Consider the following 11846-nt stretch of genomic DNA (forward strand, 5'->3'; position numbering starts at 1 on the left):
AAAGGCAATTTTAATAATTGCCTTTCCTTAAGTTATTCTATATATAAATTATCTTCTTAGTTTTAAATCTTTTACTAGTTGTCTGTATGCTACAATGTTTTTTCCTTTTAGGTAATCTAGTAATCTCCTTCTTTTTCCTACCATTAACTGAAGAGATCTTTGCGTTCCAAAATCTTTTCTGTTATCTTTTAGGTGATTAGTAAGATGAGCGATTCTTGTTGTGAATAATGCTACTTGACTATATACTGATCCGCTATCTTTTTTTCCGGTACCATATTTGTCAAATAATTCTTCTTTTTGTTGTGCGTTTAAACTCATTATAAATTTTATTTATTTTCGGTTTGCAAATGTACAAATAGTTTTTCTAAAACAACTATTTTTTTAATTTTATTTAAGATGCGTATATTCTGATTAGTTGAGATAGTTTTTCTTTCATATTTTTACGGTCTACGATTAGGTCCAGAAACCCATGTTCTTTTACAAATTCAGCAGTTTGGAAACCTTCGGGCAAATCTTTTCCGATAGTTTCTTTTACCACTCTAGGTCCAGCAAAACCAATTAATGCGTTTGGTTCTCCAATATTTAAATCTCCAAGCATTGCAAAGGATGCTGTAATACCACCAGTAGTAGGGTCTGTTAATACTGAGAAGTAAGGGACTCCTTCTTCTGCTAATTGAGCTAGTTTTGCGGAAGTTTTAGCAAGTTGCATCAAAGAAAATGAAGCCTCCATCATTCTTGCTCCTCCTGACTTTGATATAATAATAAGAGGAGTTTTTGTTTCTCTTGCATAATCAATTGCTCTCGCAATTTTCTCTCCTACTACAGATCCCATTGATCCTCCAATAAAATTGAAATTGAAACATGCAACAACAGCCTCTTGTTTGTTAATCTTGCCATATGCAGTTGTAACAGCATCTTTTAATCCTGTTTTTTTCTGAATTTCTTTTAACCTTTCTGTATATTTTTTTCTGTCTTCAAATTCTAAAGGGTCTTTTGAAGTCATATTAGGGTCTAATTCAGTAAATTTACTTCTGTCAAATAAAATCTCAAAATATTCTTTTGAATTTATCCTGTGATGATGATTACAGTTTTCGCAAACATAAAGTTGATTATGATGTTCTTCAGAAGTAATAATTGTTTTACATTTCGGACATTTATACCACAATCCTTCTGGTGTCTCTTTCTTCTGATTTGTTTCAGTTGTAACTCCTTTCTTTATTCTTTTAAACCAACCCATACTTATTCGTTTCTATTAATATTATTTAAATCTTCAAAAGATTTTGTTAATCTTTCAATAAAAGTAATTTCCCCATCTCTTAACCATTTTCGTGGGTCGTAATACTTCTTATTAGGTAGTTCTTCTCCTTCCGGATTTCCTATTTGTGATTGAACATAATCATTGTATTTTGCAAAATAATCTCTTGTACCGATTGTAAATCCCCATTGCAGATCTGTATCAATATTCATTTTTACTACTCCATAATCAATTGATTCTTTTATTTCATCAGAAGAAGAACCTGACCCACCATGAAACACAAAATTAACAGGTTGTTTTTCGGTATTATATTTATCTTCAATAAACTTTTGTGATTTATCTAAAATCTTAGGAGTTAACACAACATTCCCTGGTTTATATACTCCATGTACATTCCCGAAAGATGCGGCAATTGTAAACTGATCAGAAATTTTAGAGAGTTGTTCATAAGCGTATGCAACTTCTTCAGGTTGTGTGTATAATTTACTTATATCAACATCAGAATTATCAACACCATCTTCTTCTCCTCCGGTAATTCCTAATTCAATTTCAAGAGTCATACCAATTTTACTCATTCTTTCTAAGTAAGATTTACAGATTTCGATATTTTCTTCTAATGGTTCTTCTGATAGGTCAATCATATGTGAGCTGTATAATGGTTTTCCGTGCATTTCATAAAATTCTTCACCCGAATCTAATAATCCATCAATCCAAGGAAGTAATTTTTTAGCACAATGATCGGTATGTAAAATTACTGGAACACCATAAGCTTCTGCTAAAGTATGCACATGTTTAGCACCTGCAACAGCACCTGCAATAGCTGCTTTTTGCCCATCGTTACTTAAACCTTTACCGGCATTAAATTGCGCACCTCCGTTTGAAAACTGAATTATTACTGGAGCATTTAAATCTCTAGCAGTTTCTAAAACACCGTTTATAGTGTCTGAACCAATTACGTTAACAGCTGGTAAAGCGTAGTTGTTAGCTTTAGCATGGTTGAATATTGCTTGAACTTCTTTGCCTGTAGCAACTCCTGGTTTAATGTTATGTCCCATTTTTTAAATTTAAATATAATTTTTTCTTAATTAAGAATCAAAAGTAATCAATTTTTAAATAATTTTATGGTTTTTTAGGGCTTGAAAATGATAAAGTTATACTAAAACGTTATAGTGTAATTTAACTAGAATAGAGTTAAAACGGATAGTTAATACCTATGTTATACACTGCATTAGCAAAGTTGTAATCGTTAAGCCATCTGTTTTTATCTCTGTAAGAAGGATCATAGGTTTTAAAACCAATATCAAATCTAAAAACAAAAAAAATAAAATCGTAGCGTAAACCAAAACCAGAGCCTACAGCAATGTCTTTTAGTGAGTCTAGTCCAGAAAAGGTGGCTCTATCGTCTTCAACATTATCCAAAACATTCCAGATATTTCCGGCATCAACAAAAATAGCGCCGTTTAAGTTTTCAAAAATATTGAAACGCTGCTCTACGCTAAAAGCTATTTTTAGGTTTGCTTCGTTAAACTCATTGGTAGTCTCAGAACTTCCAGGTCCTAAATTATATGCAGTCCACGCACGATTATCGTTAGGCCCACCTCCAAAAAAACTTTTTGCAAAAGGAATACTATTTGAATTTCCGTAAGGAATAGCGATACCAAAGAAGCCTCTAGTAGCAAGTACATTTTTTTTGCCTAAATCCCAATGTTTAATATAGTCAAACTCTGTTTTAACATATTGTGAAAAGGCGACATCGAGAAGTTCAAAACGTCCTTCGCTATCTTTTTTAAGACCGAGGAGTTTTGATGTACTTGCCAATAAATTTCCTGCTAGCTCTATTTTAAAACGAAATATTGAAAAATCATTATCAAATAAATTTGTTCTTTTGTCTTTGGTGTAGCCAAAACTAGACGATAAAATAAGGTTATCTTCAGTTAACCTGTCTTTACGTTCATCAATATTATTAACAGTTTGGAGTTGTGTTAATGATATTTCACTTGGTGTTGGAGTACCTAATGCATAGTTTATAAATTCATTGGCGCCATTTGGAATAATTAAATTGTCATCAGTTGAATTAATGAAATTTACATCTCTGGCAATTTTATTTAATGCATTAAATGAATTATTATATATTCTAAAATAATTATCTGTTTTTAGATTTCTTACGTATTGAACGTTAAATAAATCTAGTCTATTAGTGGTTTTTGTATTAGGATACCAATTGTAGCTAAAATTTCCGCTAAAGGTTTGTTTGTCTAATCCAATATTAGTTTGGCTAGTCGTTGCTAAACTAATTCTAGTACTTGGCGACATATATTTAGGGATAATATTTTCTGTATAAAAGGGAGAAAATAGTCTTGGAATAGTTAATTTTAAATCTGCACCAAACTCATTAATATCAAAAAACGGATCGTCGTCTTCTTTTCCGTTTTTTGAAGCTCCAATAGAAGCAATACCAGATATTTCTAGAGTTTCAGCACCTTTAAAAATATTTCTAATTTGTAAACTAGGGTTTAATGAAAATCCAACGGTTTGAATATTACTTTGTGACACATCTGTGCTAAAACCTAAACTGAACTTTTTTAAAGGTGTTAGTCTAATGGTATCAGAGAGGGTATTGTCAGGGTTTTCTATATATTCAATATTTGGGTATTTAAACGTGCGTAACTCGTTCATGTATCTATACGTTCTTGTTCTGTCGAGGTCTCTAAAAACTTCCCTTGGAGCTATAAAAACGGCATCAGTTAAAGCTTTTGGACGATAACGTATTTTACCGTAGCTATATAATTTGTATCCACCATAAGAAATGGAATCTTGAAAGGGTTTGTTTCTATTCTCAAAACTATAATCAGTGATTATATTTACGTTGCTTATTCTGTATATTTCGAAAGGTTCCCTTCTTATAGAATCAGCTGTTCTAATTGCTCTATCTTGGATTCTAAGACTAATATTTACTTTTTTATTGGTACCTATAGTGTCCATTTCAAAAGTGATGTAGTCTTGGTTGAAATGATATACTCCGGAATTACGTAATTCACTAGCAATTCTATCACGCTCTTGCTCAAAATTACTTGTTTTATACTGGTCTCCTGTTTGTATTAAACCCTTTTTTTTGATGTTTTGATATAAAGAATCTACAATAGGCGATTTTATAATATTCGTAATGGAATCAATTAAAAAGGGCGTGCCTGTCTCAACTTCATAGGTGACTTCTGCACGTTTATTATCTTTTTTTTCTAGATTGTATTCCGCTTCAACATCAAACCAACCATTATTAACGTAATAATCTTTAACACGCCTTACAGAGCGTTTGTTTTTGTCTTCACTAACAATTACAGGCGCTTCACCAGTTTTTTTTAACCAATTGTTAAAGCCAACAGCAGATTCTTTTAGTTTATTTATCTGTTTTTTTGAATATCTTTTTTCTAACCGCTCTCTTCGGTTTGGTTTTTTATCTAACCAAACCTCAAAAAGCGAATCTCTATTCGGTCTTGCTGTATTATAAATATGCAAACGTAAGGGTATGCCTAGTATTTTTCTATTGGGTTTTTGGTGAATTAAACTGTTTATAGTTTCGGTATTGTCTTTTTTGTTATTTACAATTACCGAAGTTTTGGTAAGTAAATGGGCGTCTTCAGTAACTCTTTTTACAGCATCACAAGAGTATAAATAGCTTGTAAGTGATGTTAACATTAATATTTTTAAGAGTTGTTTTTTCAAAGGGGTTATAATTAGCTAAAATGTGTTCTGTTAAAACAATACATTCCATTAAAATTAACTTGTTTCGGAATCAAAAATACATTTTTTTAATCTTAAAAACATTTAAATAAGTAGTCTGTTAGCTTTACTTATCAATAATTTCTTTTCTTTATAAAAAATTAATGATAGTTACATGCTTTCTAAAAGTCAAATAAAATTAATAACGAGTTTAAAGCAAAAAAAATATAGACAGCAATATGAATTTTTTGTTGCTGAAGGTGTTAAAACAATAAAAGAACTTTTACAATCAAATTTAGAGCTTCACAAATTATATACTACAGAATCCTTCAATATTGATGCTAAGCTTGAAGTGATTATTTCTGATTCTGATTTAAAACGTATTAGTTTTTTAAAAACACCCAATAAAGCTTTAGCTGTTTTTAAAATTCCAAAAACAAAAGTTATTGATAGTTCAGGACTTATTGTTGCTCTCGACGCTATAAGAGATCCTGGGAATTTAGGAACTATTATTAGATTATGCGATTGGTTTGGTGTGAAGGAGTTGGTTTGTAGTGCAGCAACTGTAGACTGTTTTAACCCAAAAGTAATTCAAGCCACTATGGGTTCTATTACAAGGGTTAATATCAGTTATGTTGATTTGGTTTCTTTTATAAAGGAATGTGAATCTCCTGTTTTTGGTGCTTTTATGGAAGGAAGTAATGTTTATAGTAAAAAGTTGCCAGAAAATGGGATTTTAGTCATGGGTAATGAAGCTAATGGAGTTTCAAAAGAGGTAGAAGATACAATTATAGAAAAAATTTCAATACCAAGATTTGGAACATTACAAGCAACTGAAAGTTTAAATGTGGCTACAGCAACTGCTATTTTATTGAGTGAGTTTAGAAGGAATTTGGTTGTTAAGTTTTAAGGTGTTTAGTTGTTGGCAAACTTTACAACAAATAACTATTTTAAAAACTTTTATGGCAAGAATGAGCAAAATAAAATACAGAAATATATCGATCAAGTTTATAATGTAAATTTTGAGTTTACTTTGGAAAACGGAGTTGAAAATTTATTTTCTGAATACGGACTAAATCTAAATATAATTAATACTTTAGAATGGGCTATGGAGCATATAGATGATAAAGATTTGTATTATAAATTAATCTCTAATTTTTCTATAGACAATGAACAAGATGCTAATTTACTTTTTTACTACATTGAAATATACAAGCAATTTAATTTAAACAACACTCTATTTGGAAAATCAGTATATTCAAAAGGAGACGGTTGCGGTAGAGCAGTTGTTGGAACACTTGTTGCAACTGCTATTTTAGCTGGTGTTGCTATTTATTCCGGAGGTATTGGTCTTCCGGCGGCTGTAGGGTTTTTAGCTGGGAAAGGTTGGGCAACTTTTAATATAATTGCGGCATGTAGACAAACTGAAGTTTTACAAGAATGGATTGAAACTCCTTTTTTAGAAAATGATTTAGTGCCAATAAAAGAAATTGACGATATTAATATTCCATTACCAATACTTTAGGTTTATGAAAAAAATATACTGGTTAATGTTTTTAGTACCTATTACACTATTTTCTTTTTATGATTTATACTGTACGTTTTTAGAGGTAAGAGAAATTAGTTGGTCATTGATCATAGGGAAAATAATTATAAACTTATATATCTTGGGTTCGGTTATTTATTTAATATATAAAAAACCTAAATAAAATATGTATATATTTGAGTAGACGACTCTCCTCATAAATGAGGAGAGTACGCCTCTCAAAACACTAAATGTTGTTTCGTATTTTTATTGCTTTTCAAATTTGCGCCTTAACACTTTTGCGAGAAAAAATAATTTAAGAAAGAGAAGTTTAGAAGTAGCTTACAGTATTAAAATTTTGGTCGCATTCGCGCGGTTCAGAATTTAAAAATCGTTAATCGTTATTCGTCAATCAAATTATTGAAACGTAAAATTAATAAATACGCCACGGGTTTGCATACCAGCAATATTTGAGGTCCAAGGGCTGTTTGGATCTTCATCTCTCACTAATTCATCATTAATACCAAAAAGGCCTCTTATTGAAGGTGTGAATTTGAAATTATATAAGTAAAAATCTATACCAAACCCAATTTCGTAAAAAATAGAATTTTTAGTTGTTCTGAATTCTCCGTTACTATTATCTTCAGGGTTATCCTCATTACTAGATAGGTTTAATGCTGTAGAAAACCCTCCAACAATAAACGGTTTAAAATTATTTACACGCTTAGTAGAAACTTTTATAAGTAAGGGGATATGGATGTAAGTAGATTTTACTTCTCTTACTAAATCAGAAGCTTTAGTGTCCGGAACGCCTTGAAACCACTCTTCACCATAGTATAACTCTCTTGTTGTAATTAATAAACCAGGTTCTAATCGTAAATCTATAAAACTATTAATACGAAGGTTGCCAATTAAACCAACGCTAAAGCCTGGGCTTCGATTTACATAAATATCACGTAAGTCATTATTATAATCAAAGTTAAAGTCGTAATTATTAATGCCTAAAAAATAGCCCCAACGCAATAGATTGTTATCAGTAGAGCCTCTTCCTTGATTGGCATCATAAGTCACTTTTTCTTTTTTAAAAAGCTGAGCATTAGAAGTTTCTGTAATGAGAAGAAATGATATTACTATAAAAAAATACTTCATATTTTTACTTAGACGATTTATATATTGTTGCCACACCAAATGTTTGGGGAAAATCTTCAACATTAATAAACCCAATATTACGTAAAATATTGTTTAGTGTTTCGCCATAAGGAAAAACAGACGCTGACTCGGATAGATATTTATAAGCACTTCTGTCTTTAGAAAAGGCTTTTCCTATAAGCGGTAAAATATGTTTAGAATAAAATTTATAACCTTGTTTATAAGGTGTTTTGGTAGGAATAGATGTTTCTAAAATTATAAAAGTACCGTTTGGTTTTAGCACTCTATAAATTTCTTTCAAACCATTTTCAAGTGTTTCAAAGTTTCTAACACCAAAAGCAACTGTTATCGCATCAAAAGTACTGTCTTCAAAAGGCATATTTTCAGAATCACCCAAAACCATGTCAATTTTTGAGTCTAAATCTTTTTTCTTGATTTTTTGTTTTCCAATCTCTAGCATGCCGCTACTAATATCTAACCCAATAATTTTAGAGGCATCAGTTTCAGCAAGATTAATAGCTAAATCACCAGTTCCAGTTGCAATATCTAAAATGGTGTCGGGGTTAGCTTCTTTAACGATTTTAACAACTTTTTTTCGCCATTTAATATCAATTCCAAAAGAAATCACTCGGTTTAAACCATCATAATCTCCAGAAATGGTATCAAACATTTTGGTGACTTGTTCTTTTTTACTTAAATCACTGTGCTTGTATGGTTTTACTTTTGACAAATCTTTATTTTTTTTTGCAAATATAATCTTTTAGAAAAGCATTACATAACAGGATTCTAAATAATTATATTGAATTGATTTCATGTTGAAATTCTAATTTATAGTATATTTGTACTACTTTTTATGATTAAAGAAAAATGAAACGAACATTAATAAATTTAAGTAGGATATTCCTAAAGGTGAATATTTAAAATTTTTAATGTGAGAGCGAAGCGATTACGCGCGTTCTCAATTTTTTAATTAAAATTTCACAATTTTAAAAAATTTAAACGAGTGAAAATAATAATTGCTGGTGCAGGTGAAGTTGGATTTCATTTAGCAAAATTGCTCTCTTACGAATCTCAAGAAATTACTTTAATTGATCCTAATAAAGATAGTTTGGTATATGCAGATTCTCATTTAGATATTAAGGTTTTAAAAGGAGATGCAACCTCTATTAGAATATTAACTGAAGCAAAAGTAATTGCTGCAGAATTATTTATTGCAGTTACATCGTCTGAATCTACTAATATTACTGCTTGTGTATTAGCTAATCAACTAGGAGCCAAAAAAACAATTGCAAGAATTTCAAATACTGAATTTATTGATTTTAAGAAGAAAGGAGGATTTAACAAATTTGGAATTGACGAATTGATTTCACCAGAACAACTTGCAGCAAAAGAAATTGAACTTTTATTGAATCAGTCTGTTTTTAATGATACCTATGAGTTTGAAAATGGCGCGTTAACCATGTTAGGATTAAACCTTACAAATCCAGCTCAGATTATTGGAAAGACTGTAAAAGAAGCGGCTCAAATGTTTCCAAACGTGCACTTTGTGCCCATTGCTATTCAGCGTTTTGGATCGCATTTAACAACTATTCCTAGAGGAGACACCATGCTTTCTGAAGGTGATCATGTGGTTTTTATTACATCTAAAGGGGGAGACGAAGAGTTGTGCAAATTGGCAGGACTGTTTAAAACTGAAATAAAAAATGTCATGATTCTTGGAGGCGGTAGAATAGGCCGGAAAACAGCAAAAAGTTTAACAAAAGCATCCGGTAGGTTTAATGTGAAGCTAGTTGAGCATGATAAGGAGCGTGCTTTTGAATTGGCAGATCGTTTACCAAATTCACTAGTAATAAATGGAGACGGCAGGAACGTTGAATTATTAGAGGAAGAAAATATTGGAGATATGGATGCTTTTATTGCGGTAACAGGGAACTCAGAAACTAACATTATTTCTAGCCTTGTAGCAAAAAATAGAGGTGTTAAAAAAACCATTGCGTTAGTTGAAAACATGGATTATTTTGAGTTGTCTCATTCCATAGGAATAGATACCTTAATTAATAAAAAACTTTTAGCTGCAAATAGTATTTTTAGATATATAAGAAAAGGAGATGTTGTCGCAATGACGAAATTAAGTAGTATGGATGCTGAACTTTTAGAGTTTATTGTAAATTCAAAATCTAAGATTTGTGATAAAGTAATTAAAGAAATTAATTTTCCGCTTACTGCAATTATTGGTGGTGTAATAAGACATGGAAAAGGCATGCTTGCTCTAGGTGATTTTAAAATTATGACTGGAGATAGAGTTGTTGTTTGTTGTTTGCCAACTTCGATCAAAAAAGTTGAAAGCTTTTTCTATTAGCCTAAATTAAACCTACGTGAAACTAAATTATAGAATTATTGTCCATTTTTTCGGTTTGCTGTTATTGTTTAATGGTGGATTTATGCTTATTTCTGCACTTATAAGTTTTTTTTATAAAGATGGTGTAACCTTAAATTTAGTGTTTTCTGGTCTTTTAGTTTTAGCATTAGGAGCTGTTTTTATGCTATCTTCATTGAATCATAGAAAGGAAATGAATAGGCGTGAGGGTTATTTAGTTGTAGCCTTTGGGTGGGTTATCATGACGCTGTCTGGCACTATTCCATATTTGTTTACAGGAACAATTCCTAATTTTACCAATGCATTTTTTGAAACCATGTCAGGTTATACAACAACTGGTGCTTCCATATTAAATGATATTGAAGTCATGCCGGAAGGTATATTATTTTGGCGCAGTTTAACCCATTGGATTGGTGGTATGGGAATTATTGTTCTCGCTATAGCTATTCTGCCATTATTAGGAATTGGAGGTATGGAATTATTTGCTGCAGAAGCTCCAGGCCCTAGTGCTGATAAATTACATCCTAGAATAACAGATACTGCCAAACGATTATGGCTTATTTATTTTGGGTATACTGCCGCCGAAACAATTTTATTGCAAGTTGCAGGTATGTCGTTTTTTGATGCTATTAATCATGCTATGTGTACCCTTTCAACAGGTGGGTTTTCAACTAAAAACGCAAGTGTTGCCTATTGGAACGGTCAGCCAATAATTCAATATATCATCATACTATTTATGTTTTTGGCAGGTACAAATTTTGTTTTGAGTTACTTTGCTTTTAAAGGAAAAGTTCAAAAAATAATTAATGATGAAGAGTTTAATCTTTATTTTAAATTTATAGTAGTTTTTACCTTAACGGCTGCATTTATTATTTATTTCAGAGCAGATGTTTCTGCATCTTCTATTGCACACCCTATGGTTTGGGGTCAAGGTGAAAGTGCTTTTAGGCATGCATTATTTCAAGTTTTATCCGTTATAACAACAACCGGATTTGTAACTGCAGACTATACTCTATGGACACCTTTTTTGGTGGTATTCTTTTTTGGACTTATGTTTTTAGGTGGATCCGCAGGAAGTACTGCTGGTGGCGTAAAAGTAGTCCGTCAACTAATACTTATCAAAAACGGGTTTTTAGAGTTTAAACGCACGCTTCATCCAAATGCTATTTTGCCGGTACGTTACAACACAAAAGCCATTTCTGGCGATATTGTATTTAATATTCTAGGGTTTTTCATTCTATATATGCTATCCTTCATTATCGGTGCTTTGGGTTTCTCTATGATGGAAATCGATTTCAAATCCGCCATTGGTTTAGCAGCTTCTACGTTAGGAAACGTTGGTCCAGCTTTAGGCGATTATGGGCCTGTAAATAACTATGTCCCACTTCCAGCCATAGGTAAATGGTGGGCATCTTTTTTAATGCTTATTGGGCGTTTAGAATTGTTTACAGTACTTATTTTGTTTACGCCTTTTTTCTGGAGGAATAGATAATTTATTAGTCAATATATCATTTCTATGAAGATGGAAATCTTATAAAAAGAATTTTAATTTTTTTTTGCGTTACCCACAAGGGGTCGGGCTTTTCGTTACAAGTCCTCGCAACACCAATAAAAATTGGTGTTACTGTGGGCTATCCACTGCAATCCCTAACGCGTGCTTATCTGCAAAATGTCGTTCTAAAAACCTGAGTTCGATTATTAAAACAGGCAAACTTGATTGGAATTTATAGTTTGAAATTTAATAGACGGTTTTTTAGGCAAGAAGCTATATGCGATAAGCCCTGAAATCAGGTTGCTAAGAAAGTTCCCAAAGCTTCTGTGTC

Annotated in this window: 10 protein-coding genes; 4 read left to right on the forward strand and 6 right to left on the reverse strand. The window is 31.6% G+C overall.

Features of this window, described 5'->3' with window-relative positions; all coding sequences use genetic code 11:
• Positions 1–48 precede the first annotated feature (48 nt).
• The 4 genes from rpsO to P8K68_RS02710 all read right to left on the reverse strand — a co-directional run bounded on the left by rpsO (position 49) and on the right by P8K68_RS02710 (position 4948).
• Positions 49–318 (reverse strand): 30S ribosomal protein S15, encoded by a 270-nt coding sequence (gene rpsO / locus P8K68_RS02695; RefSeq protein WP_300247942.1) that lies wholly within the window; start codon positions 316–318, stop codon positions 49–51.
• 73 nt (positions 319–391) lie between these two features.
• On the reverse strand, positions 392–1237 hold the full coding sequence (gene accD, locus P8K68_RS02700; RefSeq protein ID WP_300247945.1) for an acetyl-CoA carboxylase, carboxyltransferase subunit beta: 846 nt from the start codon (positions 1235–1237) through the stop codon (positions 392–394).
• A gap of 2 nt (positions 1238–1239) precedes the next feature.
• The gene (gene fbaA, locus P8K68_RS02705; protein ID WP_300247947.1) at positions 1240–2310 is read right to left on the reverse strand and encodes a class II fructose-bisphosphate aldolase; all 1071 of its coding nucleotides are present in this window, start codon (positions 2308–2310) and stop codon (positions 1240–1242) included.
• Positions 2311–2446: 136 nt separating this feature from the next.
• The gene (locus P8K68_RS02710) at positions 2447–4948 is read right to left on the reverse strand and encodes a BamA/TamA family outer membrane protein (protein WP_300247948.1); all 2502 of its coding nucleotides are present in this window, start codon (positions 4946–4948) and stop codon (positions 2447–2449) included.
• Positions 4949–5147: 199 nt separating this feature from the next.
• Between P8K68_RS02710 and P8K68_RS02715 the strand changes: the two genes are divergently transcribed.
• Entirely contained in the window at positions 5148–5882 is a 735-nt protein-coding gene (locus tag P8K68_RS02715) for an RNA methyltransferase (protein WP_300247950.1), read from the forward strand.
• Positions 5883–5894: 12 nt separating this feature from the next.
• On the forward strand, positions 5895–6497 hold the full coding sequence (locus tag P8K68_RS02720) for a hypothetical protein (protein WP_300247952.1): 603 nt from the start codon (positions 5895–5897) through the stop codon (positions 6495–6497).
• Positions 6498–6914: 417 nt separating this feature from the next.
• Here P8K68_RS02720 and P8K68_RS02725 read toward each other — a convergent pair whose 3' ends face one another.
• Together P8K68_RS02725 and ubiE are read right to left on the reverse strand one after the other, a co-directional pair.
• A complete protein-coding gene (locus tag P8K68_RS02725) occupies positions 6915–7646 on the reverse strand; it encodes a porin family protein (RefSeq protein ID WP_300247955.1) in 732 nt (243 codons plus the stop codon).
• Between the two features lie 4 nt (positions 7647–7650).
• Positions 7651–8376, reverse strand: coding sequence for a bifunctional demethylmenaquinone methyltransferase/2-methoxy-6-polyprenyl-1,4-benzoquinol methylase UbiE (ubiE, locus tag P8K68_RS02730; RefSeq protein ID WP_300247957.1), 726 nt, complete (start codon positions 8374–8376; stop codon positions 7651–7653).
• A 273-nt stretch (positions 8377–8649) separates the two neighbouring features.
• On the opposite strand from ubiE, the gene trkA reads away from it, so the two are divergent.
• Together trkA and P8K68_RS02740 are read left to right on the forward strand one after the other, a co-directional pair.
• The gene (gene trkA, locus P8K68_RS02735; protein WP_300247959.1) at positions 8650–10005 is read left to right on the forward strand and encodes a Trk system potassium transporter TrkA; all 1356 of its coding nucleotides are present in this window, start codon (positions 8650–8652) and stop codon (positions 10003–10005) included.
• Positions 10006–10021: 16 nt separating this feature from the next.
• Positions 10022–11515: a potassium transporter TrkG gene (locus P8K68_RS02740; RefSeq protein WP_300247961.1), complete on the forward strand. Its 1494-nt coding sequence runs from the start codon at positions 10022–10024 to the stop codon at positions 11513–11515.
• Positions 11516–11846 lie beyond the last annotated feature (331 nt).

Origin of the sequence: Algibacter sp. (assembly GCF_029245835.1) — a bacterium.
In the GTDB taxonomy this organism is placed as follows: Bacteria; Bacteroidota; Bacteroidia; order Flavobacteriales; family Flavobacteriaceae; genus Algibacter_B.

Coding starts and splice junctions, on each gene's coding strand:
- P8K68_RS02725 (WP_300247955.1), bottom strand. CDS start 7,646: ATGAAGTATTTTTTTATAGTAATATCATTTCTTCTCATTACAGAAACT.
- accD (WP_300247945.1), bottom strand. CDS start 1,237: ATGGGTTGGTTTAAAAGAATAAAGAAAGGAGTTACAACTGAAACAAAT.
- fbaA (WP_300247947.1), bottom strand. CDS start 2,310: ATGGGACATAACATTAAACCAGGAGTTGCTACAGGCAAAGAAGTTCAA.
- P8K68_RS02710 (WP_300247948.1), bottom strand. CDS start 4,948: ATGTTAACATCACTTACAAGCTATTTATACTCTTGTGATGCTGTAAAA.
- rpsO (WP_300247942.1), bottom strand. CDS start 318: ATGAGTTTAAACGCACAACAAAAAGAAGAATTATTTGACAAATATGGT.
- P8K68_RS02715 (WP_300247950.1), top strand. CDS start 5,148: ATGCTTTCTAAAAGTCAAATAAAATTAATAACGAGTTTAAAGCAAAAA.